Source organism: Bradyrhizobium hipponense (assembly GCF_008123965.1).
In the GTDB taxonomy this organism is placed as follows: domain Bacteria; phylum Pseudomonadota; class Alphaproteobacteria; order Rhizobiales; family Xanthobacteraceae; genus Bradyrhizobium; species Bradyrhizobium hipponense.
Genome location: NZ_VSTH01000023.1, coordinates 37,819 through 64,098, shown reverse-complemented (window position 1 = coordinate 64,098; position 26,280 = coordinate 37,819). Strand labels below are relative to the sequence as shown.

Here is a 26,280-nt window from a genome sequence, read left to right as displayed (position 1 = left end):
CCTCGGTAAGATGCGCGGCGAGAATGCAGAGCCGCCTCTGCTGTCATGCCCGTAGGCCGTTTCAGCCTTGCACCGCCTGACGGTCTATTCTACGCCACCTCAGGATAAAAGTTGCGCGAGGCGGTGATGCGCATCGCCAAAGCCTGCAGGGAGCCATCATGACCATTCGCAACACCCGCACCGGGGGCCAGATCCTGATCGACCAGCTGGTTGCCCAGGGCGTCGAGCGCGTCACCTGCGTGCCGGGCGAGAGCTATCTCGCCGCGCTCGACGCGCTGCACGACAGCCCGATCGACGTCATGATCTGCCGGGCCGAGGGCGGCGCCGCGATGATGGCGGAGGCCTACGGCAAGCTCACGGGCAGGCCCGGAATCTGCTTCGTCACCCGCGGCCCCGGCGCCACCAACGCCAGCCACGGCGTCCACATTGCCATGCAGGATTCGACGCCGATGATCCTGTTCGTCGGCCAGGTCGATACCGGCATGCGCGAGCGCGAGGCGTTCCAGGAGCTCGACTACAAGGCGGTGTTCGGCACCATGGCGAAATGGGCGGTCGAGATCGATCGCCCCGACCGCATTCCGGAGCTGGTCGCGCGCGCTTTCCGCGTCGCGATGCAGGGCCGTCCGGGCCCCGTGGTGATCTCGCTGCCGGAGAACATGCTGACGGAAACCGCAGCCGTTGCCGATGCCATGCGGATCGAGCCGGCGGTGAGCTGGCCGGCGCCCGCCGACATCGAACGCGTCGGTGCGATGCTAGCGAGCGCGAAGGCGCCGCTGGTCATTCTTGGCGGCTCGCGCTGGACGGATGAAGCGACCAGGAGCATCGCGCGTTTCGCCGAGCGCTTCGACCTGCCGGTCGCGACCTCGTTCCGGCGGGCCTCGCTGATCGATGCCGATCACTCGCATTATGCCGGCGATCTCGGCATCGGGCCGAGCCCGGGGCTGAAGGCGCGCATCGAGGGCGCCGATGTCGTTCTTCTCATCGGCGGCCGCATGTCGGAAATGCCCTCGTCGTCATATACGCTCCTGAACATTCCCACCCCGCAACAGCAGCTGATCCACGTGCACCCCGGCTCCGAAGAGCTCGGCCGCGTCTATCAGCCGGCGCTGGCGATCCAGGCAACGCCGGCCGCGTTCGCCGCCGCTGTCGAGGCGCTGAGGCCTTCGGCCGCGCCGGCCTGGAAGGGCGAGGCGGCCAAAGCGCATGCCAATTATCTGGCCTGGACGGAGAGAGCGCGCGAGCTGCCGGGCGCGTTCCAGTATGGCCAGGTCATGACCTGGCTGCGCGACCGTCTGCCCAAGGATGCGATCGTCTGCAACGGCGCCGGCAATTATGCCGGCTGGATCCATCGCCATCACCGCTTCCACAGCTTTGCCGCCCAGCTCGCCCCGACCTCGGGCTCGATGGGCTATGGCGTGCCGGCTGCGGTGCTCGCCAAACGGCAATATCCGGATCGGACCGTCGTCGCCTTTGCCGGCGATGGCTGCTTCCTGATGAACGGCCAGGAGTTCGCGACCGCCGTGCAGTATGACGCGCCGCTCGTCGTCATCGTGGTCGACAATTCGCAATACGGCACCATCCGCATGCACCAGGAGCGCGACTATCCCGGCCGCGTCGTCGGCACCCAGCTCAAGAACCCGGATTTTGCGATGTACGCAAAAGCCTTCGGCGGCCATGGCGAGCGCGTCGAGCGCACCGAAGAATTTGCGCCGGCGTTCGAGCGCGCGCTGGCCTCGGGCAAGCCGTCGATCCTGCACTGCATCATCGATCCGCGCGCGATGTCGGTCAGCAAGGACTTCGTGCCCGCGGTGAAGGCTTAAGCGATGTCGCAAAGCCGCCACGTCGCCATCATCGGTGCCGGCGCGGTCGGCGTGATCAGCGCCATCGAGGCATTGCGCGAGGGCCATCGCGTCACGCTGATCGATCCGGGCGAGCCCGGCGGCGAACAGGCGGCGAGCTATGGCAATGCTGGCTGGCTCTCCTCGCATTCTGTAATCCCGCCGGCCGAGCCGGGCGTCTGGAAGAAGGTGCCGTTCTATCTGATTGATCCGCTCGGCCCGCTCGCGATCCGCTGGTCGTATTTGCCGAAGGCGCTACCCTGGCTGATCAAATATCTGCTCTCGGGCTGGACCGAGGCGCGTGTCGAGAAGACCGCGTTTGCGCTACGCGACCTCTTGAAGGACGCGCCGCTCCTGCACAGGAAGCTCGCGGAGGAGGCCGGAGTCCCCGAGCTGATCGAGCGCAACGGCGTGATGCACGTGTTCCCGTCGCGGGGCAATTTCGACGGCGACCTCGGCTGGCGCCTGCGCAAGCGCGTCGGCGTCAAGTGGCTCGAGCTTGATGCCAACGAAATGCGTCAGCGCGAGCCGGATTTGCATCCGCGTTACACCTTTGGCGTGGTGGTGGAGGAAGCCGGGCGCTGCCGCGATCCCGGCGCTTACGTTGCGGCCCTCGCCAATCATGCGCTTGCGAGCGGCGTGAAGCTCGTCCGCGCCAGGGCAACTGGTTTCAAGCTCTCCGGCGACAAGCTTGTGGCTGTTCTCACTGAAACCGGCGAGATTCCTTGCGACGCCGCAGTGGTCGCGGCCGGCGCCCGATCGAAGCAGCTCACGGCCTCCGTCGGCGATCCGCTGCCGCTCGAGACCGAGCGCGGCTACCACGTCATGATCGAGAATCCGGAGTCCGGTCCGCGCAGTTCGATAATGGCGTCCGATGCCAAGATGGTGGTGAACTGGACCGACAAGGGCCTGCGCGCCGCCGGCACGGTCGAGATCGCCGGCCTCGAGGCCGAGCCGAACTGGAAGCGTGCCGAGATTTTGCGCGATCATCTCTTCAGCATGTTCCCGAAGCTGCCAAGGGATGTTCCGGCCTCGCGCATCAAGACCTGGTTCGGTCATCGGCCGAGCATGCCGGATGGGCGCCCTTGCATCGGTTATGCGCGGGCCTCGCGCGACATCGTCTATGCCTTCGGCCATGGCCATATCGGCCTGGTCGGCTCGGCCCGCACCGGCCGCCTCGTTGCGCAGCTTCTGAGCGGCAAGGCGCCGGAGATTCCGCTGGCGCCGTTCGCACCCGACCGTTTCCTCTGAGGCCGCAGCATGACCACTTCAGCCAATTCATCTTCCCGTATCGCCCGTGGCGGCAAGGCTATTTATGGGGCGCCGCTCGGCATCTTGATGCTTGAAGCGCGCTTTCCCCGCATTCCCGGCGACATGGGCAACGGCACGACCTGGCCGTTTCCTGTGCTCTACCGCGTGGTGAGCGGGGCAACGCCGGAGAAGGTCGTGCTGAAGGGCGCGGACGGCCTGATGCCGGATTTCATCGATGCCGCTAAGGATCTGGTGCGGCTAGGGGCCGAGGCGATCACCACCAATTGCGGCTTCCTCTCGCTGTTCCAGAAGGAAATCGCGGCCGCCGTCGGCGTTCCGGTTGCGACCTCGTCGCTGATGCAGGTGCCCTGGGTGCAGGCGACCTTGCCGCCGGGCAAGCGCGTCGGCCTCGTCACGGTGTCGGGCTCGACCCTGACGCCGGCCCATCTCGAAGCTGCCGGCGTGCCGCTCGACACGCCGCTGGTCGGCACCGAGAACGGCAAGGAGTTTTTCCGCGTCCTGATCAAGGCGGAGAAGGACGATATGGACATCGCGCAGGCCGAGCGCGACGTGGTCGAGGCGGGCAAGGAGCTTGTCGCCAGGCATCCGGACGTCGGCGCCATCGTGCTCGAATGCACCAACATGCCGCCTTATGCGGCTGCGTTGCAGGCCGAAGTCGGGCTGCCCGTGTACGACATCTATTCCATGATCACCTGGTTTCACGCCGGACTGCGCCCGCGCGTGTTTGGCTGATCGCAACAATTCGAAGCGATTTGAGCAACTGGAGGCAGACATGAAACTATCCGGCAAAGTCGCCGCCATCACCGGTGCGGCGCGCGGTATCGGCAAGGCCTGAGCGAAGCGATTCTTGGACGACGGACGCCGGGGTTGGCATTCTCACTCCGCTGCAACCGTCATCCCGTGGCCGAGCCGCTTCGAGATGCCGCCGGCGCAATCGCGCAGGGCGTGGGCGATCGGGCTGTCCCAGCGCGCATCGAACGTGCCTTCCGGTCCCATCGCGGTGATGACAAGGGCGACATGGCCGGAGTGGTCAAACACCGGCGCGGAGAACGCGTTGACGCCGGGCAGGGGATCACCGAGCGCGCGGGCGAGACCGTGCTTGCGCACCTCGGCGAGCATGTCGGCGAGCTTCGCGCCCTTGATCGGCCGCTTCGGGTTGTAACCGACGCCGTGGCGGTCGAGGCCGCTTTCCAGTGCGGCGTTGATGGTCTTCTCAGGCAGGAAGGCGGCAAAGGCGCGGCCGGTCGCAGTCTCCAGCAGCGCCATGACCGAGCCGGCGCGCATCACGATGTGGACGGGCTGGACCGGCTCTTCGAGCTGCACGACGGTCGGTCCATGGGTGCCCCAGACCGCGAGGGAGACTGCGTGCCCGATCTGGCTTGCGAGCGCCGCGATCTTCGGTCCCGCGATGCGCACGCCGGAGAGGCGGCGCAGGCTGATCAGGCCGAGCTCCAGCGCCAGCGCCCCGATTTCGTAGCGGCCGGTGATCTCGTCCTGCTCGATCAGCCCGATGCGCGAGAAGCTGGCGAGATAGGGATGCGCCTTGGCGGGGCCCATGCCAGCCTCGCGCGCGAGATCGCGCAGCATCATCGGCTCGCCGCATCTCGCGAGCGCGCGGAGCAGTTCTCCGCCGACCTCGATCGACTGGATGCCGCGGCTTTCTCTCTTCATGCGCCTCCTGGGGTCCGCGTTACGCCGCGTCGCGCTTGGCGGCGCTGTCGGCGAGATGACGGCCGGCAATGTAGCCGAAGGTCAGCGCCGGCCCAAGCGTGATGCCGGCGCCGGGATAATTGCCGCCCATGATGCTCGCCATGTCGTTGCCGGCGGCATAGAGGCCGGGAATCACCCGGCCTTCGGCGTCGAGCGCGCGCGCGTTCTCGTCGGTGACGATGCCGGCATAGGTGCCGAGATCGCCGACCACCATCTTGATGGCGTAGAACGGGCCGCTCTCCAGCGGCGCGACGCAAGGGTTCGGGCCGTGCAGCGCATCGCCCTGATAGCGGTTATAGGCCTTTGAGCCTTTGCCGAAAGCGGCATCATAGCCCTGCGGTGCCGTGGCGTTGAATTGCGCCACAGTTTCGACGAACGTCCTGGCATCGATGCCGGCCTTTGCCGCAAGCGCCTCCAGCGTATCGCCGCGCATGAGATAGCCGGTGCGTAAGTGATGGCCGAGCGGCATCGGGAAGGGCGGCACGCAGCCGAGGCCATATTTCCGCAGTGTCTTGTGGTCGCAGACGAGGAAGGCGGCGATCTCCTCGCCGGGCTTGGCGGCCTTGACCATGGCCTGGACGAAATCGTGGTAGGAATTGCCTTCGTTGGCGAAGCGCCTGCCGTCGCGCATCACCGCGATCACGCCGGGTTTGGCGCGGTCGATGAAATGCGGCATCACGCCCTTTGATCCGTCCTTGCGCGTGGTCAGCGACACCGGTACCCAGGCCGCCGCATTCGGCAGGCGGTCCTCGACGTGGCCGCCGGCGCTTTCCGCGAGGCGCAGGCCGTCGCCAGTGTTGCCGGTTGGTCCGGGCGAGTAGTGCTCGCAGCCGGTCGGCGCATGCGGAAACATCTTCTGGCGCCGTGCCACGTCATGCGGGAAACCGCCGCAGGCCAGCACGACGCCGTGCCGCGCGCGGACGCGGACGTCGCGCCCTTCGCGGGTGACGATCGCGCCGGTCACGGCGCCGCTCTCGACCGTCAGCACGCGCACCGGCGAGGACAGCCACATCGGAATCTTCAAATCCTGCGCTGATTTGGCGAGGCGGCCCGCCAGCGCATTGCCATTGGTCAGCGTCATGCCGCGGCCATAGCGCAGCACATCCATCAGATGGCGCGACAGTCGTTTCGCGACATAGGCCGCCGAAGTCACCGACTTAGTCACGCGCATGAAATGGATGATCTCCTTGCCGGAGCCTAACATCATGCCGAATACGGTGAGCTCGGGCAACGGCATGCCGAGCGTCTTGATGAGGTCGCCGAGCTCGCGGCCATCGAACGGGCGCGTCACCATGGAGCGGCCGCCCTGGGCGCCGCCGGGCGCTTCGGCGTGATAGTCCGGAAACACCAGCGGCATATCGAAGCGCAGCGCCGTCTTGGTGGTGAAAAAATCGACCGCCTCGGGACCGGCGCTCAAGAACGCATCGACGCGCGCGGCATCGAAATTGTTGCCGGCCTCATGCCGCAAATAGGTACGGGCCTGCTCCGGCGTCTCCTCGATGCCGTAGGCCCGCGCCAGCGCGGTGCCGGGGATCCAGAGCCAGCCGCCGGAACGCGCGGTGGTGCCGCCGAAGCGCGGCTCCTTCTCGACGATCAGCACGTCGAGGCCGCGATAGCGCGCGGTGATCGCGGCCGACATGCCGGAGGCGCCCGATCCGGCCACGAGCACATCGCACTCGTAGGTTTCGCCTGCGTTGCGCTCGTTGCCGGTCATGCGGGCCTCACTTCTTCAGCAGCGGACATTTGGACTCGGAGGCCGGGCGGAAGGCATCCTCGCCCTTCACGGTCTTGATGATCTCCAGATAGTCCCAGGGTTCCTTGGACTGCGCCGGGGATTTCACTTTGGCGAGATACATGTCGCGGATGACGCGGCCGTCCTCCCGCAACTTGCCGCCATGGACGAACATATCCTCGATCGGCAGCTCGCGCATCTTGGCCATCACCTTGGTCGGATCGTCGGTGCCGTCGGCCTTGATGCCCTTGAGATAATGCAGCACAGCGCCATAGACGCCGGTCTGGATCATGGTGGGCATCACCTTGGTGCGCTCATAGAATTTCTTCGACCAGGCGCGGGTCGCCTCGTCCATGTTCCAGTACGAGGCCGTGGTCATGTAGGTGCCCTGCGCAGCCTTGAGCCCGATTGCGTGCACGTCGGTGTCGAACATCAACAGACCGACGAGCTTCTGGCCGCCCTGCACCAGGCCGAACTCGCCGGATTGCTTGATCGCGTTATCGGTGTCCTGGCCGGCATTGGCGAAGGCGACGACGTCGGCCTTCGAGCTCTGCGCCTGCAGCGCAAAGGACGAGAAGTCGGCGGTGTTGGTCGGATGCTTCACGCCGCCCAGCACTTTGCCGCCCATCTCGTTGATGAAGCGCGTTGCATCCTTCTCGAGCTGCTGGCCGAAGGCGTAGTCGGCGGTGATGAAGTACCATGATTTGCCGCCTTCCTTGACCACGGCAGAGGCCGTCACCTTCGACAGCGCGTAAGTATCGTAGGTAAAGTGCACCGTATTCGGGCTGCACAGTTCGTCGGTCAGCGAGCTCGCGCCGGGGCCGGACAGCAGCGCGATCTTGCCCCGCTCGCGCACCATGTTGTGGACGGCGATCGCGATACCTGAATTGGGGATATCGACGACCGCGTCGACCTTGCCGTTGTCGAACCAGCCGCGCACGATCTGCACGCCGACGTCGGTCTTCATCTGGTGATCGGCGCTGATGATCTCAATTGGCTTGCCGAGCACGGTCGGCCCGAATTCCTCCACTGCCATCTTCGCCGCTTCGACCGACCCCGGCCCGCTGTTGTCGCGACCCCAGCTCGACAAATCCGTCAGCACGCCGATCCGTACCGCGTCGTCGGAAACTTGCGCGGTGGCAGCCGTTGTCATGGCAGCCGATGTTACGGCCGCGAGCATCGCGCAGGCCAAAAGCCCTCTCATCGTTGTTTCCTCTCGTTTATCCGCATCCCGCGGTTGGTTATGGAGTTGGCGGGGAGATTAGATATTAGCGAATAGATTTGTCAATGACGAAATAAAGGTTCCGGTGTCGTCCTGGCAAAGGCCAGGACCCATAGCCACAGCCACCTATTGTTGGATGCAATGCGGGCCACAGCGTGCTCTGACAACTCCGACCGTCGTCATTGCGAGCGCAGCGAAGCAATCCAGAATCGTTCCGCGGCGACAGTCTGGATTGCTTCGTCGCAAGGGCTCCTCGCAATGACGGTGTCGAAGCAGCCGCCCGTGAATCGCGCGGCAAAAGCAAGCACGCGGGCAGGTTGCAACCATCATCGCGATTAGACATGATGCCAATCGGTAATCTTGGGGCGTGGCATGACGACAGCAACGGGGGTCTCCGGCGCGGCGGAGAGATCGACGACGGCGCATGTGGTGTGGGCGAGTGCGCTCGGGACCGCGATCGAGTGGTACGACTTTCTGATCTACGGCACCGCGGCAGCCCTGGTGTTCAACAAGCTGTTCTTTCCGAGCTTCGATCCCTTCGTCGGCACGCTGGCGGCGTTCTCGACCTATGCGGTCGGCTTCGTCGCGCGGCCGATCGGCGGCGCCATCATCGGGCACTATGGCGACCGGCTCGGGCGCAAGAAGATGCTGGTTGCGACCATGATCGCGATGGGGCTCGGCACCTTCCTGATCGGCTGCCTGCCGACCTACAGCCAGATCGGCGTCTGGGCGCCGATCTTCCTCGTCATGCTTCGCTTCATCCAGGGCATCGGGCTCGGGGGCGAATGGAGCGGCGCCGTGGTGATGGTGGTCGAGCACGCCGGCAACCGCCGCGGCTTCTACGGCAGCCTGGTGCAGATCGGCTTTCCGGTCGGCGTCGCCGCCTCCACCGGCATCTTCGGCCTGATGACGAAATTGCCGGAGGCGGAGTTCCTGAGCTGGGGCTGGCGCGTGCCGTTCCTGATCAGCATTCTGCTCGTCGGCGTCGGCTTCATTGTGCGGCTCAAACTCGCGGAAACGCCGCACTTCAAGGAAGTGGTCGAGCGCAAGGAGGTGCTGGCGCAGCCGGTACTCGAGGTGCTGCGTCGGGACTGGCGCAGTTTTCTGCTCGCGATCGGCATCACGGTTTCTGAAGTCGGGCTCGCTTATCTTCTCACCGTCTTCACCGTGGTCTACGCCACCACAAAACTCGGCCTTCCGCGCCAAGTAATTCTGGATGCGGTCGTCTGCGCTGCGGTCGTCGAGTTCGCGACCCTGCCGCTGGCCGGCTGGCTGTCGGACATTTTTGGCCGCAAGGCGCTGTATCTTGCCGGCGGTGTGTTCTCGGTGGCGCTGGCGTTTCCGTTGTTCTGGTTCCTCGACACCAGGGAGCCGGCGCTGATCACGCTTGCTCTCGTCGTCACGATGACGTTGACGCATGCAATGCTGTTCGGGCCGAAGGCCGCCTTCATGCCGGAACTGTTCCGCACCCAGGTGCGCTATAGCGGCGCTTCGCTCGGCGCCAATGTCGCCGCCGCGCTCAGTGGCGGTTTTTCGCCGCTGATCGCCGCGGCGCTGCTTGCATGGGCCGGCTCCTACTGGCCAGTATCGCTCTACATCGTCGGGCTCTCGGTGATCACGCTCATCGCAACGCTGATGGCGCCGGAGACCGCGCGGGATTCGCTCAGATCGTGAGCCCCGTCATCGGCACGCGTGGTTCGCGGCGCCCGGGATGGTGAGGAAAGTGATCGTTGCCGGCGCGAGCCGGATCGGGCCAGCCGCCGTTGCGTGCCCGGAAAGGCGCGGCAGTTCATTCCCGTCGGCGAGTGCGAGCGTCGAGCCATTCAATTGCACTATCGCGCTTTGCAGCTTTGCGGCCCGCAAGGTGTAGCGCTCGGACGGAAGCGACAGCACGATCGTGCGGAATGCGTTCCGCGAGATATTGATCGCGAGCACCGTCACGGCGCCGGGCGTCGACGGATGGCAGTGTGCGTAGACGTGGAGGCCAGGCGCCGTCGCCGCGCTTGCATCGAGCACGGTCGTTCCCATCAGCTGATGCCAGAGCAGCGCCCCCCAATAATTGGGGCGCGGATGGAACGTGCCCTCGTCGAGCAGGCCGTAATCGCTCGCGGCCAGCGTGTTGTGCATCACCACCTGAACGCCGGCCTTTGCCAGCCGTCCGAGCTGGTCGAGATAGCGGAATGTGTCGAGAAAGGTCTTGTCCCAGCGGTTGCCGCCGCAGGCGGCATCGGCGGTTTCGGTCAGCCAGATCGGCTTTCCCGGCGCGAATTGATCGCGCAAGCCGCGATAGACCGAGAGCGCGGCATCGGTGCGGGCGAGCCATTCTTCCGAGAGCGCCTGCGCCGGCTCATCGCTTCCGCCGCAGCGCGGCGAGACCGTGTTGTAATGATGGTAGGAGAAGCGGTCGATGCCTTCGCCTGACGCCGCGAGCAGATCGTGCGTGCGAATGCCCGGTACGGACGGCGCGGCGGAGTCGCCGACCGAACCGGGGCCAACGATCAGCGTCTCGGGCGCGGCGCGCTGCATCCACTCGCGAAATATTCTGAAATCGCGGCCATAGGCCTTTGCATCATATCCGGGCGGCGCACCATTCGCCGCTGCCAGCGTCGGCTCGTTCATGAGTTCGGCTGCGGCGATCCGGCTGCCCTGCGATCGCGTGTCATCGACAAGATGTTGCGCCTGATCCGGCCTCCACGCGCCATCCGCAGCGCGGCTGCCGGCGCTGACCGCAAAGGAGGTGACGATCTCCGCATCGACCGCGCGCGCAAAGTCGATCACGCCGCGCCACTGCGCACGATTCAGCACCGTGTTGAATCCCAGTGGCGGCGTGGCCGGTGCGGGTTCGGTGTCGGCGAAGAACGTCGCATTGGCCCAGGTCCCGCTCACGCGCAGATACGCCGGCGACAGAGCTGCAGCGAGCCTGCGCAGACGATCGTTGGCGAGATCGATCGGAGGTCTGTCGCTGTAACGATCGTGCTGATCAAGCGCGCGTGTCGTGCGTGGATACGGTTTCCAGAATCGGCCGCCCGTTACCTCGACCATCTCGATGTTGTACGACTGAAAGCGCGGGTCGATCGTGCCGATCGCTTTCAAATCCGCGGGTGCGATCGCCAATTCGCTGGCACGCGCCGCGCACGACGTCGCGGCAACGAGCAGTGCAAGCCCTGTCACAGGCGCTACGCGAAGCGACCCGCCTCGTTGATTTCGCCGCCTTGTATGCACGTCCTGATGCCTTCTTATGCGCCGTGCCAAATCCAAATGCACCGACCCGAACCATTAGCTCCGTTTATATGGCGAATTTCTACTTCCAATTTTACTTCGCAAGATCCCGCCCATAGCCTCGCCCGCAACTGATCACATCCGCAGCCGGTCAATGGCGACCGGTGCGCAGCGTTCATCGTAGCCAACGAGGGTTGCCATGTCTGACAAGGTTAAGGGGACGTCCACTTCCGATCCGGTGGGGACGGGGGCCAAGGCGGACGTCGGGTCGAGGAAAAAGCTGAGCCGGCGCACGCTGTTGAAGGGAGCTGCGGCAGTTGCGGGCGCAGCCGCAGGATCGGACGCGATCAGCGGATTTCCGACCATCTGGGCGCAGGAGATCAAGGACATCGAGCTGCGCCATGTCGGCGTCTCCTATTCGGTGGTGAAGGCGATCGGCGACCAGGCCGCCAAGGACCTCGGCTTCAAGGTGACGATGCAGAACCTCGACACCTCCGCCGCCATCAACCGCTTCATAAGCCAACCTAATACGGTCGATATCGCCGATCTCGAGGGCTGGCAGGCCAAGCTCGCCGCCAAGCGCAGCGTGATCCAGGGCATCGAGGTCAAGAAGATCAAGGAGTTCGACAACATCCTGCCGATCTTCACCAAGGGCGAGATCGACGGCCACAAGATCCCGCGCCAGGGCATCTCGCCCTACGAGGCCATGTATATCGCAAAGCCCGACTCGGCCGACCTCAACGACGGCGTCACCGAATGGGCGACCTTCCTGCCGCAAGTCTACAACGCCGACTCCATCGGCTATCGCCCCGACCTCGTCGGCCATGAAGTCACGGAATGGAAAGATCTGATTGATCCGAAATTCAAGGGCAAGGCCGCGATCCTCGACGTGCCTGCGATCGGCATCATGGATGCCGCGCTTTGCTTCGAAAGCGCCGGACTGATCAAGTACGGCAACAAGGGCAACATGACCAAGGAGGAGATCGACTTCACCTGCAACAAGCTGATCGAGCTGAAGAAGCAGGGCCAGTTCCGTGCGACCTGGACCACCTTCGACCAGTCGGTGCAGCTGATGGCGGCGGGCGAGGTCGTCATCCAGTCGATGTGGTCGCCGGCGGTTGCCGCCGTCCGGGTCAAGGAGATCCCTTGCGTCTACGCGCCGGTCAACGTCAAGAACGGCAAGGAAGGCTATCGCGGCTGGTGCAACGGCATGGGGCTGATGAAGCACCTCTCCGGCAAGAAGCTCGACGCTGCCTACGAATATCTCAACTGGTATCTGTCGGGCTGGCAGGGCGGCTTCGTCGCGCGCTACGGCTACTACAGCCCGGTGCCGTCGACCGCGAAGAAATTCCTGACGCCTGCCGAATGGGCGTTCTGGTACGAGGGCCAGCCGGCGCCGGAAGTCGTCAACGATCCCTACGGCGTGCCGATGGAGAAGACCGGCACCAAGCGCGACGGCGGCTCGTTCCTTGACCGCGTCAAGAACATCTCGTGCTGGAACACGCTGATGGACGAGGCCGCCTACATGAACAAGCGCTGGAACGACTTCAAGGTGGCCTGAAACCTGCTTTCCCTGACGTAACGAGAGCGCCGGCGCGGTGACGCGCCGGTGCAAGAGAAGCGACTTCGAGGCGTTCGCCGATATGCAGCCAGGTCCAAGTTCAGCTCCAAGTCTCGCTCAAACCACATCACGCGCCAATCTCGCCGGCTGGCTCTACGTGTCGCCGCTTGTGCTGGTGCTGGTGCCGTTCTTCGTGGCGCCGATCCTGGTGGTGCTGGCCGCAAGCTTCTTCGCCACCGACGGCTTCGGCGGTCTGACACCCGGCTTCACGCTCGCAAGCTATGTCGAGGTGCTGCATTCGGCGCTGACGCTGAAGCTATATCTTGCGACGATCAAGTTCACGCTGCTGACCTGGGTCTTCACGCTCATCATCGGCTTCTTCGTCGCCTATTTCCTGGTGTTCCACGTCCGCAACCAGCTGCTGGCGATCGGCCTGTTCCTGCTGTGCACGGTGCCGTTCTGGACGTCGAATATCATCCGGATGATCTCGTGGATTCCGCTGCTCGGCAAGGAAGGCCTGATCAATCAGGCGCTGCTGGCAACGGGCGTCATCCGCCAGCCGCTGGAGGTGCTGCTGTTTTCCGACCTTGCGGTCGTCATCGCCTATGTGCACCAGCTCACGATTTTCATGATCGTGCCGATCTTCAATTCCATGGCGCGGATCGACAAGAAGCTGATCGAGGCCGCGATCGACGCCGGCGCCAGCCGGTTCGACATCATGCGGCTGATCGTGGTGCCGATGTCCAAGAGCGGCATCGCGCTCGGCACCATCTTCGTGGTCTCGATCGTGATGGGCGACTTCTTCGTGGTCAAGGTGATGTCCGGGGGCGGCTCGGCCTCGGTGGTCAGCGCGTTCTACGAGGACGTCGGCGTGCTGCAATACCCGACCGCGGCCGCCAGCGCGGTGCTGCTGACGCTGGTGCTGGTCGCGATCGTTTCGCTGATCCTGCGCACCGTCGACATCCGGCAGGAGATCACGCGATGAGCGCGGTGCTGGCCGACATGCCCGAGACAGTTGCGCCTGCGACCACCAAGGCGATCGCGCCGAGCAAGGGTGGGCGACCCTGGACGTTCTACGTGCTGGCGACGCTGTTCGCGCTCTATGTGCTGGCGCTCTACGGTCCGATGTTCTGCATCTACATCCTGTCGTTCCAGGACATCCGCGGCGGCCTGGTGTTTCCAATGAAGGGACAGTCACTGCACTGGTTCGTCGATCTCTTCACCCAGGTGCGGACCGGCGACGTCAAGGGCTCGTTCGACCGCTCGATCAAGCTCGCGGTCATCGTCACCATCATCACGGTGGTGGTGTCGTTTCTCGCCGGGCTCGGTTTCCGCAAGCGCTTTCGCGGCGACACGGTCGTCTTCTACACGATGATCGGCAGCCTGGTCGCGCCCGGCCTCGTGCTCGGTCTCGGCACGGGGCTCCTGTTCCAGGCGCTCGGACTGAATGCGAGCTGGTACACTTCGGCCCTCGGCGCGCAGCTGTCCTGGACGCTGCCGTTCGGCGTGCTGGTGATGTTCGCGGTGATGTCGCGCTTCAACCACGTCTGGGAGGAGGCGGCCTACGATCTCGGTGCCAGCCGCTGGCAGTCGATCCGGCTGGTGATGATCCCGGTACTAGCGCCCGGCCTCGTTGCTGTCGCGCTGTTCGGCTTCACGCTGTCCCATGACGAATTCGCCCGCAGCCTGCAGACCGCCGGATCGCTGAACACGCTGCCGCTGGAAATCTGGAGCATGACATTGAACGTTACCTCGCCCTCGCTCTACGCGCTCGGCACGGTGACGACCATCGTCTCCTTCATTGTCATCGGTGCGAGCCTGGGCAGCATCGTGCTGATCCAGAAGAAGCGCGGCAGCAATGCAAAGGGTTGAGCTGGGAATGAAGAGCGATCGCGGCGATATCGAACTGGCGGGCGTCTGCAAGAGCTTTGACGGCGTCACCAACGTGGTGGACGGCGTCAACCTCAGGATCGCCGACGGCGCCTATTGCTGCTTCATCGGCCCGTCCGGCTGCGGCAAGACCACGATCTTGCGCATGATCGCCGGCCATGAGGATCCGACCGCGGGCGAGATCGTGATCGGTGGCCAGAACGTCGTCGGGCTCGCGCCGGTGCAGCGGCGCACCGCGATGATGTTCCAGTCCTATGCACTGTTTCCGCACCTGACCGTGCGCGAGAATATTGCCTTTGCACTACGCGTGCGCGGCATGTCCAAGGCAGATCGCCTGCGGGCGGCGGACGCCATGATCGAAAAAGTGCGGCTGACGCAATTTGCCGACCGGCTGCCGGCGCAGCTCTCCGGCGGTCAGCAGCAGCGCGTCGCATTGGCGCGCGCGGCGATCACGGAGCCGCGCGTGCTGCTGCTCGACGAGCCACTGTCGGCGCTCGACGAGCAGCTTCGTGTGCAGATGCGGCAGGAGTTGCGGCGGATGCAGCAGGAGCTCGGCATTACCTTCGTCCACGTCACTCACACTCAGCTCGAGGCGATAGCGCTGGCCGATCTCGTGGTGGTGATGGAGCAGGGCAGGATCAAGCAGGCGGGAGCGGCGCGCGAAGTCTACGCCCACCCGCACGACCGCTATGTCGCCGAGTTCATGGGCGGCCAGAACGTGCTGTCGGGCCGCGTCGAGAAGGTCAACGGCGCGAGCTTTACGCTCGCACAGGCCGCCCCCTCGGGCATCGAGGTGCCGCTTCAGGCGCGCTCGACGGTCAGCGTCGGCGACAAGGTCGATATCGCCGTGCGCCGGGACGACGTTGTGCTGGTCAGGTCTGGCAAGGAATTGCCGCCCGGCTACACCAATTCGCTGCCGAGCCGGGTGCTCGCGATCGAATACCAGGGCTATTTCGTCAAGGTCATGCTCGACACCGTGCCCGACGATGCGTTCGTGGCCTACGTGCCGGAAAAGACCTTCTTCGCAGATCCCTTCACCGTCGGCGATGTCGTGATGGCCACATGGGCCACCGGCAGCGCGCTTCCACTCGCCTAAAGCCCCGTCGCGCACAGGAGTATGATCGTGCAGATATCCTTCACACTCAACGGACGGCCAACCACGGTGGATGTCGAGCCGGCGACGCACGTTGCCGAACTCCTGCGCGAGCAGCTCAACCTCACTGGCACCCACATCGGCTGCGACACCAGCCAGTGCGGCGCCTGCGTCGTGCATCTCGACGGACTTCCTGTGAAAAGCTGCACGCTGCTGGCGCCTGCGCTGGACGGCGCGACGCTGCTCACCGTCGAAGGCCTGCAAGGCGCGCCGGGTTCGAACCGGATGCATCCGATGCAGGAAGCCTTCCGCGAGCATCACGGCCTGCAATGCGGCTTCTGCACGCCCGGCATGCTGATGACGGCGGTGGCGCTTGCGACCGAGAAGCCGGCGCTGACGGAGGCCGACGTCCGTCACGGCCTCGAAGGCAACATCTGCCGCTGCACCGGCTACCAGAACATCGTCGTTTCAGTGTTGGCCGGCGCCGCAGCCATGAACGCTGCCAAGGGAGAGTGACTATGGGCAATGTAATCGGGATCGGCGCGTCACCGAAGCGGAAGGAAGACCAGCGTTTCCTCACCGGACGCGGCAACTATGTCTCCGACATCAAGCGCCCCGGCATGGCCGCCGGCGTGTTCGTGCGCTCGCCTCATGGACATGCGAAACTGCGCGGCATCGACAAGAGCGCGGCGCTCGCAGCGCCGGGCGTCATCGCCGTCCTGACCGGGGATGACGTTGCCGACGATGGCCTCGGTTCGCTTCCCTGCGGTTGGGGCATCACCGACGCCAAGGGCGTGCCGATGAAGGAGCCGCCGTTCCCGATGCTGGCGCAGGACAAGGTGCGCTTCGTCGGCGACATGGTGGCCTTCGTCATTGCTGAGACGTCGGACCAGGCGAATGCGGCAGCCGAGCTGCTGACGGTCGATTACGAGGTGCTGCCCTCGGTGGTTGGGGTGCTCGAGGCCGTGCGGCCTGGCGCACCGCAATTGTTCGACGACGTGCCGAACAACATCTGCTGCGACTGGGAGCTCGGCGACAAGGCCGCGGTCGAAACCGCGTTCCGCAAGGCCGCGCATGTCGCAAAGCTCAGCCTGGTCAACAACCGCCTGATCGGCAATCCGATGGAGCCGCGCGCGGCGATCGCGGAATATGAGCCGGGTACCGATCGGTTCACGCTGTGGACCACCAGCCAGTTCCCGCACGTCGTGCGCTTCCTGATGGGCGCGCTGGTGCTGAACATCCCGCAGCACAAGCTGCGGGTGGTCGCGCCCGATGTCGGCGGCGGCTTCGGTGTCAAGCAATTCCATTACGGCGAGGAAGCCGTAATCACCTGGGCCGCCAAGCGGGTGATGCGACCGATCAAATGGGTGGCGAGCCGCTCGGAAGGCTACGTCTCCGACCGCCACGGCCGCGACCATGTCACCGAGGCCGAGCTTGCGCTTGACGAAACCGGAAAGTTCCTGGCCTTCCGTGTCAAGACGCTCGCCAATATGGGCGGTTATCTCTCGACCTTCGGGCCGAACATCCCGACCAATCTCTACGGCCCGCTGCTCGGCGGCGTCTACACCACGCCGGCGATCTACTGCAATGTGAAGGTGGTGTTCACCAATACCGTTCCTGTCGACGCCTATCGCGGTGCCGGCCGGCCCGAAGCGACCTTCGTGCTGGAGCGTATCGTCGATGTCGCAGCCAGCGAGATGGGGCTCGATCGCGTCGAGATCCGCCGCCGCAACATGATCCCGAAGGAGGGCTATCCGTACCAGACGCCGGTGCTGGTGCAGTACGATTCCGGCGATCCGGTTGGATGCCTCGACGGCGCGCTGGTCGCTGCCGACGTCAAGAACTTTGGCATCCGCAAGTCGGAATCAGCGCGCAAGGGCAAATTCCGCGGGCTCGGCTACTCGACCTATGTCGAGGCTTGCGGTCTCGCACCGTCGCGCTTCGCGGGACGGCTGGGCGCACGCGGCGGCCTCTATGAAAGCGCTACAGTGCGCGTGCATCCGACCGGCCAGGTCACGGTGATGATCGGCACCCACAATCACGGCCAGGGCCACGAGACGACGTTCGCGCAGATCGTCTCGGAAAAGCTTGGCGTGTCCTTTGAGAATGTCGACATCGTGTTCGGCGATACCGATCGCGTGCAGTTCGGCATGGGCACCTATGGCTCGCGCTCCCTGGTGGTCGGCGGCGCGGCGCTGTCGAAGGCGACGGACAAGGTGGTCGCGAAAGGCAAGAAGATCGCGGCGCATCTATTAGAGGCTGCCGAAGTCGATATCCAGTTCGAGGCCGGAAAATTCTCGGTTGCCGGCACGGATCGGACCAAGACCTTCGAGGAGATCGCGGGCGCCGCTTACGTGCCGCACAATTACCCGCTCGAAGTGCTGGAGCCGGGGCTGGAGGAGCAGGCGTATTACGACCCCGTCAATTTCACCTATCCCGGCGGCTGTCATATCGCCGAGGTCGAGGTCGACCCCGAAACCGGCACGGTGACGCTGGTCAATTATACCGCGGTGGACGACGTCGGAACGGTCATCAACCCGATGATCGTCGAGGGGCAGCTGCATGGCGGCATCGTGCAGGGCGTCGGCCAGGCGCTGTTCGAGAACGCGGTCTATGACGAAGGCTCCGGCCAGCTGCTGTCGGGCTCGCTGATGGACTACTGCATGCCGCGCGCCGACCACATGCCGATGATGAAGGTCGCGACCCATTCGACGTTGTGCACGCACACGCCGATGGGCGTGAAAGGCTGCGGCGAGGTCGGCACCATCGGTTCGCCCGCCGCCGTCATCAACGCGGTGGTCGATGCGCTGTCGCATCTCGGCGTCACTCACGTCGACATGCCGGCGACGCCGAACCGGATCTGGCGCTTGCTGCAAAACGCGTCGCTGCCGGTCGCCGCGGAATAGGGAGGACAGAAATGAAACCGTTTGCCTATCACCAGCCAAACCAGGTTCCCGACGCTGCAAAGCTGCTGACCTCGATTGAGGACAGCAAGCTGGTCGCCGGCGGCATGACGCTGATCCCGACGCTGAAGCAGCGGCTGGCAAGCCCCGTGGCACTAGTCGATCTTTCAAAGCTGCCAAACCTCAAAGGCATCACTGATGACGGTGCGACGATCAGCATCGGCGCGATGACGCCGCACGCAGTGGTCGCTGCCTCCAAGCTCGTGCAAGCGAAAATCCCGGGGCTCGCTGCGCTGGCCTCGATGATCGGCGATCCCGCGGTGCGCAGCCGCGGGACCATCGGCGGTTCGGTCGCGAACAACGACCCGGCGGCCGATTATCCAGCCGGCGTCCTCGGCCTGGGTGCGACCATCGTCACCAGCGCGCGCGAGATCGCAGCCGACAAGTTCTTCCTCGGCCTGTTCGAGACCGCGCTCGAGCCGGGCGAGATCATCACCGCAATCCGCTTTCCCGTACCGCTCAAGGCAGGCTACGCCAAATTCAAGGCGCCGGCTTCGCGCTACGCGTTGGTCGGCGTATTCGCCGCGAAATTCGCCGACGGCGTCCGGGTGGCGGTGACCGGAGCAGGCTCCGGCGTGTTCCGGGTGCCGCCGATGGAGGCGGCGCTGTCGCAACATTTCGATCCGTCCGCGGTCGCGGCGATCAAGATCGACACCGACGGCCTCACCTCCGATATCCACGCCGAAGCCGATTACCGTGCGCATCTCGTCACGGTGATGGCCAAGCGCGCCGTCGACGCGGCGCTCAGCTAGCTCTTAGGGTTGATGATGACTGATGGTTCCGGCCGAACGGCCTTTCCGCCGGCGCCGACTGGCCTTGGCGCGCTTTCGGCTACCGAGATCATGGCCGGCTACCGGCGCAAGGCGTTCACCCCGCGCGACGTCGTCGACGACACGATCGCTGCGCTCGAGGCGACCAACCAGGCGTGCAACGCGGTGGTGACGCCGATGTACGAGCAGGCGAGGGCGGATGCCGACCGTCTCACCAGGGAGATGCGCGCGGGCGAAGCCAAGGGGCCGCTCGCCGGAGTGCCTGTTACCATCAAGGACCTCGTCTTCGTCGCGGGCGTGCCGGCCTATGGCGGCTCGCCGATGAACAAGGCGTTCGTGCCTGAGGTCGATGCCGCCGTTGTGTCGACGTTGAAAGCGGCCGGCGCGATCATCACTTGCAAGACCACGACCTGCGAGGCCGGTTACAAGCTCACGGCGGACAGTCCGGTCACCGGCGCCACCCGAAACCCTTGGAATCCCGGCCGCACAAGTGGCGGGTCGAGCGGCGGCGCAGCGGCGGGCGTGGCGGCCGGCTGCGGGCCGATCGCGATCGGCACCGACGGCGTCGGCTCGATCCGCGTGCCTTCGTCGTTCTGCGGCGTGTTCGGGCTCAAGCCGACCTTCGGCCTGGTGCCACGCTCGCCCGGCTTCTCGCCGCCGTCCTGGGCTTCGCTCGCCCATACGGGACCGATCACGCGCACGGTGGCGGATGCCGCGCTCACGCTCGAAATCATTGCCGGTTACGATTTGCGCGATCCCGCGAGCCTTCCGGTGTCGCCGCGGAGGTTCGATGTCAAAGCTGCGTCATTGAACGGCATTCGCATCGGCGCCAGCGTCGATCTCGGCTACGCCGCGGTCAGCCCGGACGTCCGCACGGCTTTCAACAAGGCGCTGGCCATTCTCGACTCCTGCGGCGCGCAGGTCACCATCGACGGTCCAGACCTCGATCCCGGCATCCTCGAGCATACGCTGAAGCCGATCGCCTTCACCGAGCAGGCGGCCGCCGTCGCGGGCAAGGCCACGGCCGATCTCGCCGGCTCAGAATCGGATTATCGCGACGTCATCAGCGCCGGCCGTAACTACAGCGGCACCGACTATATCGAGGCCGGCTATCGCCGTGGCCAGGCGCGCAACGCGTTCTTAAAACTGTTCGAGCGCGTCGATGCGCTGGTGACGCCGACGGTTGCGGTGACCGCGTTCGAGGCCGGCCAGATCGGCGTCGACCGGATTGATGGCACCAGGGTCGATCCGCATCTGGGCTGGTCGCCCTTTACCTGGCCGATCAATCTCGCCGGCCTTCCGGCGGCGACGCTGCCCTGCGGCTTTGATCGCGATGGCCTGCCGATCGGCTTGCAGATCGTGGCGCCCTGGCTCGACGAGCCAACGATTTTCCGGATCGCCGCGGCGTTCGAAGCGGCCCAGCCCTGGGCAAGATTCTGGCCGTCGCTGGCGTTACGTGAACCGGACCGTGCCCGCGCCAAGGCGTGAAGGGGAATCGGGCCTGGAACTGGCCGGCCGCGGTCCGCCTCGGTCCAAAAAATTTTTCGACAGCCCTCTTGAAACCGACTTCCGTTCTTCTAAGTCACTTTTCGCCGCGAGAGCGGCGTGCCGGGTGCCCGCGAGGGCCCGGCACGGGCGCCGGGCCGTTGTCTTCGGACCCCGTCTGAAACCCCTGTCCTGCGCTCCTTCGTATCCAACTTGCTCTTTGGAGGACTTGGCTATGAGGACCACCTTAGATTTCGCGCCCCTGTGGCGCTCCACCATCGGCTTCGATCATCTGGCCGATCTCGTCGACAGCACGCTGCGCCAGGCGACCGAGGACAACTATCCCCCTTACAACATCGAACGTTCCGGCGAAGACCATTACCGGATCAGCCTCGCCGTGGCGGGCTTCGGCATCAACGATATCACCGTGACCGCCGAGCAGAACGCGCTCACGATCGAGGGCAGGAAGCCCGACGGCGCCACGCACGAATATCTCTATCAGGGCATCGCGGCGCGTCCGTTCCGGCGCGTCTTCAACCTCGCCGACTATGTCCAGGTGAGGCAGGCCTCCTTCCAGGACGGTCTCCTGATCGTCGACCTCGTCCGCGAGGTCCCGGAAGCAATGAAGCCGCGCCGGATCGAGATCGCGGGCGGCGCACCTGCGGCATCGCAGATCGAGAAGAGAGCAGCCTAGACGCTTGATCGATGGATTGGCGGAACGCGGCGCTCAGATGTGCGCGCCGCGCTCCCGGATGCATGAAGGAGAGAACCATGGGTTTTCGTGATCTTATTCCCTGGTCAAGGAACCAGGAGCTTGCGCCGGTCCGCGACAGCTTCGATCCGTTCCTGACGCTTCATCGTGAGATGAACCGTCTGTTCGACGACGTGTTTCGCGGCTTTGCCGGAAGCAACCTGTCACCCATGATGGAAGGCCGGTTCGGTTGGCCCAAGGTCGAGCTCAGCGAGACCGACAAGATGCTGACCGTCACGGCCGAACTTCCGGGGCTGACGGAGAAGGACGTCGAGGTCGAAATCGCCAACGGCGTCCTCACGCTCCGCGGCGAGAAGAAAGCCGAGCGCAACGGCGAAGGCAGGTATTTCACCGAGCGCTACTACGGCGCCTTCGAGCGGCAAATTCCGATCGAGGACGTCGAGGAAGACAAGGCCGAGGCGTCGTTCAAGAACGGCGTTCTGACCGTGTCGCTGCCGAGATCCGACAAGCCGCGGGAAGGTGTCAGGCGCATCGCGATCAACACGCACTAGCGCCAACATGGATGGCGGCGAGGCCCGCCGCCATCCGATCATCAACATACCCATCCCTTTGAAAGGAGCGTCAGGGGAGGCACAACCGATGACAAACGTGAATACGAATTTCGGCAATCTCAATCCGCTGTTTCATCCCGCGGCCCACTATGACTCGCCCGCTGATGTCCTGAACGCAGACGAGCTCTCCACGCCGGAGAAGCGGATCATCCTGTCGTCCTGGGCGTCCGACATGTACGCGGTCGAATCCTGTCCCGCCTTGCGCGAAATTCCCGGCATGAGCCATACGGTCCAGCTCGCGGATATTCTCGTCGCCCTGCGCCGGCTCGACGGCGACAATGACAACGACGACCCGCCGCGGGGCGGCGGCGTTCCGATGCGGCTGCGGCGGCCTTGGGCCGCCGCAGAACGGCGAGGGGCATGATGCTCGGGCAGACCGTTCTGGCTCTGGTGCTGCTCGGCCAGGTCTCAGCGGCCTCTTCCGTTCCGTTTCTGGCCTTGCAAGGCTGGACGGACGCGCCGCACGATAGCGCGTGAGGCGGCTCTCTAATTTCAATCTCGGGCGATACGATAGGTTATGATGAAGACGTATGCTGTGCGTTTGTTCTCGTTGGCGTTGCTGGTGCTGACGCTGACGGCGTCGCATCCTGCCGCAGGCCAGCTCCCCGATCTGAAGACGGGCGGCTCGGTCCCGACGCTGGCGCCTTTGGTCCGCCAGGTGACGCCGGCGGTGGTCAATATCTCCGTGCACGGCCGCGTACGCGAAGACAATCCGCTCTATCGCGACCCGCTGTTCCGCGAGTTCTTCGATGTTCCGAAGCAAATCGAGAAGGAAGTCAGCGCGACGGGCTCCGGCGTGATCGTCGATGCCCGCAGCGGCTATGTGCTGACCAACAACCACGTGGTCGAAGGCACTTCCGCCGTCCAGATCACGACCAAGGACGGCCGGCAGTTCTCCGCAAAGGTCGTCGGCCGCGATCCGCCGACCGACGTTGCGGTGCTCCAGATCCAGAACCCGGCCGGGCTCAAGGCGCTTCCCATCGGCGACAGCGACGCGCTCGAAGTCGGCGACTTCGTGCTCGCGATCGGCAATCCCTTCGGGCTCGGACAGACCGTGACGTCAGGCCTCGTCAGCGCACTTGGCCGAACCGGCCTCGGCAAGCAGGGCTATGAGGATTTCATTCAGACCGACGCGGCGATCAATCCCGGCAATTCCGGCGGCGCGTTGGTCAGCCTGCACGGCGAACTGGTCGGCATCAATTCGGCCATCATCTCGCCCGCCGGCGGCAATGTCGGCATCGGCTTTGCTATTCCGGTCAACATGGCGCGCAAGGTGATGGAGCAGATCATCGCTACCGGCCGGGTCGAGCGCGGCCGCATCGGCGTGTCGCTGAAAGATCTGCATCCGTCCGTCAGCAATGGACGTAATGAAGGCGCTGCCATCGCGGAAATTGCCGCGGATTCCCCCGCCGAAAAGGCAGGCCTGCGCAAGGGCGATATCGTGACCGCGGCGGACGGCCGCCCGATCCGCAGCGCCGCGCAGCTCCGCAACATGATCGGCCTTGCTCGCGTCGGCGAGGATGTGAAGCTCGCCCTGCTGCGCAATGGTGCGCCTCTTACGGCTGTCGTGAGAATAGCGCCGGCGCTTGAATCGAACAATGCGCTTGCAGGGCGCAATCGCCTCGTCCGCTAGATGGGCCGCAGGAGACCTGAACCGCAGCCGAGCCCGGCGGTTCGGTCCCCTGCGAGCGCGCGATCCGGCGAATGCCGGGCGGTCAAGCCGCGCGGTGATCCGGCTCGCCGTGGAGGTCCCCGATCAGCAGCCACTCGCGTTCTATCCGCTGCCGATAGGGCGCGCGCTCGTGCTCGGTCTTCGCGTTTCCAAGAAGGAGTTCGCAAATGGTCGATCACCTTCTCGCTGCCCCGAATGAGCAACTCTTGCTAGCCGGTCATCGCACTGCCCCCGCCGCATCGATCGGCGCCTTCAAGGCGAAGGAAATCGGGAATGTCGCGGCGGTCAGGCTATCGATGGCCGATTGCTCTTCTGCGAGACGCCTCTCGATGAACTGACGTTCCAGCTCCGACAGCCTGGTTTTCAGCAGTCGCCGGTAGCGGTGGATGTTGTTGCGGTGCGCACGAAGGCGGGAAAAATTATCATCAAGCATCGTCGTCTCCCCAGACGGTCGCGTTGAGTCCTTTGAAATCCAGAGGGTGAGAAAGAGATTTCTCGGCGCGAAAAATATGCTGCGGGAAATCGGTGTCAAGATGTTTGAGACGATCGCCGCACCTGCGAACGCCAGGTCCCGTCAAGACAGCTCGATCGGAACGCCCCTGCCGCTGAGCTCTTCGTCGAGGCGCAGATAGTGCGCGAGATAGTCGTGCAACGCGGTCGCCGCTTTCGAGGTAGCGCCGCTCGACTTGTAAAGCAGGAGCTCGATCTTCGGCAGCGGCGGCAGGCCTTCATTCGGCCCGATCTCGCGCATCGCAGGCACCAATGCGCTGCGGCCGAGCACGGTGACCGCCATGCCGGCGAAGGCTGCAGCCTGCAGGCCGCCAACGCTTTCACTGACGCAGGCGATGCGCCAGCGCAAATTGGCGCGCTCGAGCGTGTCTATCGCGTAGTCGCGATAGATGTTGCCTGGCGGCAGCAGCGCCAGCGGGATCGGCCGCTCCTGGTGCGCGGCGGATTGCTCGCCTGTCATCCAGACCAGTTGCTCGCGCCGCACCACCTGGCCGCCGGTAAAGTCGTTCATGCGGGTGACGAGCGCGATGTCGACGTCGCCGCGCTTGACGAGGCCGACCAGCGGCGTCGACAGCGCGCAATTGAGCTGCACCTGGACGCGCGGAAAGGATTTTCGGAATACGCTGAGGATCGAGGGCAGCATGAAGGCGGCGTAGAGATCGGGCGTGCCGAGCACGACCTGGCCCTCGATCTCCTGCGAGGCCAGCTGCGAAATCAGCTCGTCGTGCAACCGCAGGATCGATTTGGCGTAGGTGAGGACCGTGGTGCCGTCCTCCGTCAGCGTCAGCCTGCGGCCAGCATGCTCGAACAATTGCTTGCCGGTGAGCTCCTCCAGGCGCTGCAGCTGCAGGGTGATTGCCGGCTGGGTGCGGCCCAGCCGTCGCGCGGTCTCGGTGATGCTGCTGGTCTCGACCACCGAGATCAGCGACCGGAGCATGCGGATGTCGAGGCTGATGAGGTTCATGCGGCGTCCATCTCGCCCAGAATTGATGCAAGTTCCATGCTAGGGACGGCTAGGGAAGGCTTGAAAGACTCAGCGGCAGGCGGCCCGCTCTCATCCATAAGACGATGCCGTGTCGCGCCCGTCCAGCGTTGCCGGCATACGGAATATCGACTATCAGCCGAACCGGCGCGCATAAGGCTGCCCAAGGAATAGAAAAAGGGAGCGCAAGACATGAAAAAGATATCACCAACGCGACGCGAGGTGCTCGCAATTGCCGCGGCGGCAAGCGCAGCTTCGATCGCGGACGTTGCGCCTGCCGCGGCGCAGGTGGGACCCAAGCCGATCTTCCAGGTGCCGATGGTGACGATCCCGATCGTCGGCGAGACCCAAGTGTTTCAGGTCCGCCGCATCTACTGCATCGGACGCAACTACGCGGCGCACGCGATCGAGCGCGGCTCGGATCCGAACCGTGAGCCGCCGTTCTTCTTCCAGAAGCCGACCGACGCAATCCAGAACGTCGCGGTCGGCGAGGTCGCCGACCATCCCTATCCGTCGCTGACCAAGAACTATCATCACGAAGTCGAGTTGGTCGCCGCGCTGAAATCCGGCGGCACCAACATTCCGGCCGATAAGGCGCTCGACCATGTCTATGGCTACGCGCTCGGCCTCGACATGACCCGCCGCGATCTCCAGAACGGCATGGCCGCGGAGAAGAAGCCCTGGGAGATCGGCAAGAGCTTTGACCACGCCGCGGTGATCGGCCCGATCCATCCGGCCGGCAAGACCGGCCATTTCGACAAGGGCGCGATCTCGCTCTCGATCAACGGGACTGTGAAACAGAGTTCGGATCTCAGCAAGATGATCTGGAGCGTGGCCGAGCAGATCGCGAAGCTGTCGGAGGCGTTCGAGCTGAAGGCCGGCGACATCATCTATTCCGGCACGCCGGAGAATGTCGGACCGGTGGTGAAGGGCGACGTGCTGCTGTGCAAGCTCGAGGGCCTGCCGGACATGTCGATCAAGATCGTCTAGTGGCGGCGCCAATCGAGCTCCGCCGCGGCCGCCGTCGAATGGCCCGAG

At 64.8% G+C, this 26,280-nt stretch carries 23 protein-coding genes; 17 read left to right on the top strand and 6 right to left on the bottom strand.

The window, feature by feature from the left end; translation table 11 throughout:
* The first annotated feature begins 158 nt into the window (after positions 1 to 158).
* Genes FXV83_RS08780 through FXV83_RS08770 form a run of 3 tightly spaced genes read left to right on the top strand, consistent with a single transcriptional unit; the run spans position 159 to position 3,842 of the window.
* Positions 159 to 1,820 (top strand): thiamine pyrophosphate-binding protein, encoded by a 1,662-nt coding sequence (locus FXV83_RS08780; protein ID WP_148738790.1) that lies wholly within the window; start codon positions 159 to 161, stop codon positions 1,818 to 1,820.
* A 3-nt stretch (positions 1,821 to 1,823) separates the two neighbouring features.
* The gene (locus FXV83_RS08775) at positions 1,824 to 3,089 is read left to right on the top strand and encodes an NAD(P)/FAD-dependent oxidoreductase (protein ID WP_148738789.1); all 1,266 of its coding nucleotides are present in this window, start codon (positions 1,824 to 1,826) and stop codon (positions 3,087 to 3,089) included.
* Between the two features lie 9 nt (positions 3,090 to 3,098).
* Complete coding sequence (locus tag FXV83_RS08770; RefSeq protein WP_148738788.1) at positions 3,099 to 3,842, top strand: aspartate/glutamate racemase family protein; 744 nt, start codon at positions 3,099 to 3,101, stop codon at positions 3,840 to 3,842.
* Positions 3,843 to 3,986: 144 nt separating this feature from the next.
* Here the strand turns inward: FXV83_RS08770 and FXV83_RS08765 are convergent, their stop codons facing one another.
* Genes FXV83_RS08765 through FXV83_RS08755 form a run of 3 tightly spaced genes read right to left on the bottom strand, consistent with a single transcriptional unit; the run spans position 3,987 to position 7,756 of the window.
* Entirely contained in the window at positions 3,987 to 4,781 is a 795-nt protein-coding gene (locus FXV83_RS08765) for an IclR family transcriptional regulator (protein ID WP_148738787.1), read from the bottom strand.
* A gap of 19 nt (positions 4,782 to 4,800) precedes the next feature.
* The gene (locus tag FXV83_RS08760; protein ID WP_148738786.1) at positions 4,801 to 6,534 is read right to left on the bottom strand and encodes an FAD-dependent oxidoreductase; all 1,734 of its coding nucleotides are present in this window, start codon (positions 6,532 to 6,534) and stop codon (positions 4,801 to 4,803) included.
* A 7-nt stretch (positions 6,535 to 6,541) separates the two neighbouring features.
* Positions 6,542 to 7,756, bottom strand: a complete 1,215-nt coding sequence (locus FXV83_RS08755; protein WP_148738785.1) for an ABC transporter substrate-binding protein — start codon at positions 7,754 to 7,756, stop codon at positions 6,542 to 6,544.
* 390 nt (positions 7,757 to 8,146) lie between these two features.
* On the opposite strand from FXV83_RS08755, the gene FXV83_RS08745 reads away from it, so the two are divergent.
* Positions 8,147 to 9,448, top strand: coding sequence for an MFS transporter (locus FXV83_RS08745; protein WP_148738783.1), 1,302 nt, complete (start codon positions 8,147 to 8,149; stop codon positions 9,446 to 9,448).
* A 6-nt stretch (positions 9,449 to 9,454) separates the two neighbouring features.
* Here FXV83_RS08745 and FXV83_RS08740 read toward each other — a convergent pair whose 3' ends face one another.
* The gene (locus tag FXV83_RS08740) at positions 9,455 to 10,945 is read right to left on the bottom strand and encodes a glycosyl hydrolase family 79 N-terminal domain-containing protein (RefSeq protein WP_187435762.1); all 1,491 of its coding nucleotides are present in this window, start codon (positions 10,943 to 10,945) and stop codon (positions 9,455 to 9,457) included.
* Positions 10,946 to 11,192: 247 nt separating this feature from the next.
* On the opposite strand from FXV83_RS08740, the gene FXV83_RS08735 reads away from it, so the two are divergent.
* The 12 genes from FXV83_RS08735 (at position 11,193) to FXV83_RS08680 (ending at position 23,711) form a co-directional block, all read left to right on the top strand.
* Positions 11,193 to 12,554, top strand: coding sequence for an ABC transporter substrate-binding protein (locus FXV83_RS08735; RefSeq protein WP_148738782.1), 1,362 nt, complete (start codon positions 11,193 to 11,195; stop codon positions 12,552 to 12,554).
* An 82-nt stretch (positions 12,555 to 12,636) separates the two neighbouring features.
* Positions 12,637 to 13,539: an ABC transporter permease gene (locus FXV83_RS08730; protein ID WP_148738781.1), complete on the top strand. Its 903-nt coding sequence runs from the start codon at positions 12,637 to 12,639 to the stop codon at positions 13,537 to 13,539.
* A complete protein-coding gene (locus FXV83_RS08725) occupies positions 13,536 to 14,426 on the top strand; it encodes an ABC transporter permease (protein WP_148738780.1) in 891 nt (296 codons plus the stop codon). Before FXV83_RS08730 ends, FXV83_RS08725 begins: the two co-directional genes overlap by 4 nt.
* A 7-nt stretch (positions 14,427 to 14,433) precedes the next feature.
* Positions 14,434 to 15,540: an ABC transporter ATP-binding protein gene (locus FXV83_RS08720; protein ID WP_148738779.1), complete on the top strand. Its 1,107-nt coding sequence runs from the start codon at positions 14,434 to 14,436 to the stop codon at positions 15,538 to 15,540.
* Between the two features lie 21 nt (positions 15,541 to 15,561).
* Positions 15,562 to 16,053 carry a (2Fe-2S)-binding protein gene (locus FXV83_RS08715; protein WP_187435761.1) on the top strand — a complete coding sequence of 164 codons (492 nt, stop codon included), beginning with the start codon at positions 15,562 to 15,564 and terminating at the stop codon, positions 16,051 to 16,053.
* Between the two features lie 2 nt (positions 16,054 to 16,055).
* A complete protein-coding gene (locus tag FXV83_RS08710) occupies positions 16,056 to 18,443 on the top strand; it encodes a xanthine dehydrogenase family protein molybdopterin-binding subunit (protein ID WP_148738777.1) in 2,388 nt (795 codons plus the stop codon).
* Between the two features lie 11 nt (positions 18,444 to 18,454).
* Positions 18,455 to 19,252, top strand: a complete 798-nt coding sequence (locus FXV83_RS08705; RefSeq protein WP_148738776.1) for an FAD binding domain-containing protein — start codon at positions 18,455 to 18,457, stop codon at positions 19,250 to 19,252.
* A gap of 15 nt (positions 19,253 to 19,267) precedes the next feature.
* Positions 19,268 to 20,758, top strand: coding sequence for an amidase (locus tag FXV83_RS08700; protein WP_148738775.1), 1,491 nt, complete (start codon positions 19,268 to 19,270; stop codon positions 20,756 to 20,758).
* 232 nt (positions 20,759 to 20,990) lie between these two features.
* Positions 20,991 to 21,449, top strand: a complete 459-nt coding sequence (locus FXV83_RS08695) for an Hsp20 family protein (protein ID WP_148738774.1) — start codon at positions 20,991 to 20,993, stop codon at positions 21,447 to 21,449.
* A gap of 77 nt (positions 21,450 to 21,526) precedes the next feature.
* Positions 21,527 to 22,018, top strand: coding sequence for an Hsp20/alpha crystallin family protein (locus tag FXV83_RS08690; protein ID WP_148738773.1), 492 nt, complete (start codon positions 21,527 to 21,529; stop codon positions 22,016 to 22,018).
* An 88-nt stretch (positions 22,019 to 22,106) separates the two neighbouring features.
* A complete protein-coding gene (locus FXV83_RS08685; RefSeq protein WP_148738772.1) occupies positions 22,107 to 22,442 on the top strand; it encodes a hypothetical protein in 336 nt (111 codons plus the stop codon).
* Positions 22,443 to 22,595: 153 nt separating this feature from the next.
* Complete coding sequence (locus FXV83_RS08680) at positions 22,596 to 23,711, top strand: trypsin-like peptidase domain-containing protein (RefSeq protein ID WP_430648929.1); 1,116 nt, start codon at positions 22,596 to 22,598, stop codon at positions 23,709 to 23,711.
* 256 nt (positions 23,712 to 23,967) lie between these two features.
* Here FXV83_RS08680 and FXV83_RS08675 read toward each other — a convergent pair whose 3' ends face one another.
* On the bottom strand, positions 23,968 to 24,183 hold the full coding sequence (locus FXV83_RS08675) for a hypothetical protein (protein ID WP_148738770.1): 216 nt from the start codon (positions 24,181 to 24,183) through the stop codon (positions 23,968 to 23,970).
* 141 nt (positions 24,184 to 24,324) lie between these two features.
* Positions 24,325 to 25,224 carry a LysR substrate-binding domain-containing protein gene (locus tag FXV83_RS08670; RefSeq protein WP_148738769.1) on the bottom strand — a complete coding sequence of 300 codons (900 nt, stop codon included), beginning with the start codon at positions 25,222 to 25,224 and terminating at the stop codon, positions 24,325 to 24,327.
* Between the two features lie 210 nt (positions 25,225 to 25,434).
* Between FXV83_RS08670 and FXV83_RS08665 the strand changes: the two genes are divergently transcribed.
* Positions 25,435 to 26,232 (top strand): fumarylacetoacetate hydrolase family protein, encoded by a 798-nt coding sequence (locus FXV83_RS08665; RefSeq protein WP_148738768.1) that lies wholly within the window; start codon positions 25,435 to 25,437, stop codon positions 26,230 to 26,232.
* Positions 26,233 to 26,280: the final 48 nt, after the last annotated feature.

What these genes read in the sequence shown, in the direction of transcription:
- FXV83_RS08780 (WP_148738790.1), top strand. Translation starts at nt 159, where the DNA reads ATGACCATTCGCAACACCCGCACCGGGGGCCAGATCCTGATCGACCAG.
- FXV83_RS08775 (WP_148738789.1), top strand. Translation starts at nt 1,824, where the DNA reads ATGTCGCAAAGCCGCCACGTCGCCATCATCGGTGCCGGCGCGGTCGGC.
- FXV83_RS08770 (WP_148738788.1), top strand. Translation starts at nt 3,099, where the DNA reads ATGACCACTTCAGCCAATTCATCTTCCCGTATCGCCCGTGGCGGCAAG.
- FXV83_RS08765 (WP_148738787.1), bottom strand. Translation starts at nt 4,781, where the DNA reads ATGAAGAGAGAAAGCCGCGGCATCCAGTCGATCGAGGTCGGCGGAGAA.
- FXV83_RS08760 (WP_148738786.1), bottom strand. Translation starts at nt 6,534, where the DNA reads ATGACCGGCAACGAGCGCAACGCAGGCGAAACCTACGAGTGCGATGTG.
- FXV83_RS08755 (WP_148738785.1), bottom strand. Translation starts at nt 7,756, where the DNA reads ATGAGAGGGCTTTTGGCCTGCGCGATGCTCGCGGCCGTAACATCGGCT.
- FXV83_RS08745 (WP_148738783.1), top strand. Translation starts at nt 8,147, where the DNA reads ATGACGACAGCAACGGGGGTCTCCGGCGCGGCGGAGAGATCGACGACG.
- FXV83_RS08735 (WP_148738782.1), top strand. Translation starts at nt 11,193, where the DNA reads ATGTCTGACAAGGTTAAGGGGACGTCCACTTCCGATCCGGTGGGGACG.
- FXV83_RS08730 (WP_148738781.1), top strand. Translation starts at nt 12,637, where the DNA reads ATGCAGCCAGGTCCAAGTTCAGCTCCAAGTCTCGCTCAAACCACATCA.
- FXV83_RS08725 (WP_148738780.1), top strand. Translation starts at nt 13,536, where the DNA reads ATGAGCGCGGTGCTGGCCGACATGCCCGAGACAGTTGCGCCTGCGACC.
- FXV83_RS08720 (WP_148738779.1), top strand. Translation starts at nt 14,434, where the DNA reads ATGAAGAGCGATCGCGGCGATATCGAACTGGCGGGCGTCTGCAAGAGC.
- FXV83_RS08715 (WP_187435761.1), top strand. Translation starts at nt 15,562, where the DNA reads ATGATCGTGCAGATATCCTTCACACTCAACGGACGGCCAACCACGGTG.
- FXV83_RS08710 (WP_148738777.1), top strand. Translation starts at nt 16,056, where the DNA reads ATGGGCAATGTAATCGGGATCGGCGCGTCACCGAAGCGGAAGGAAGAC.
- FXV83_RS08705 (WP_148738776.1), top strand. Translation starts at nt 18,455, where the DNA reads ATGAAACCGTTTGCCTATCACCAGCCAAACCAGGTTCCCGACGCTGCA.
- FXV83_RS08700 (WP_148738775.1), top strand. Translation starts at nt 19,268, where the DNA reads ATGACTGATGGTTCCGGCCGAACGGCCTTTCCGCCGGCGCCGACTGGC.
- FXV83_RS08695 (WP_148738774.1), top strand. Translation starts at nt 20,991, where the DNA reads ATGAGGACCACCTTAGATTTCGCGCCCCTGTGGCGCTCCACCATCGGC.
- FXV83_RS08690 (WP_148738773.1), top strand. Translation starts at nt 21,527, where the DNA reads ATGGGTTTTCGTGATCTTATTCCCTGGTCAAGGAACCAGGAGCTTGCG.
- FXV83_RS08685 (WP_148738772.1), top strand. Translation starts at nt 22,107, where the DNA reads ATGACAAACGTGAATACGAATTTCGGCAATCTCAATCCGCTGTTTCAT.
- FXV83_RS08680 (WP_430648929.1), top strand. Translation starts at nt 22,596, where the DNA reads ATGATGAAGACGTATGCTGTGCGTTTGTTCTCGTTGGCGTTGCTGGTG.
- FXV83_RS08675 (WP_148738770.1), bottom strand. Translation starts at nt 24,183, where the DNA reads ATGCTTGATGATAATTTTTCCCGCCTTCGTGCGCACCGCAACAACATC.
- FXV83_RS08670 (WP_148738769.1), bottom strand. Translation starts at nt 25,224, where the DNA reads ATGAACCTCATCAGCCTCGACATCCGCATGCTCCGGTCGCTGATCTCG.
- FXV83_RS08665 (WP_148738768.1), top strand. Translation starts at nt 25,435, where the DNA reads ATGAAAAAGATATCACCAACGCGACGCGAGGTGCTCGCAATTGCCGCG.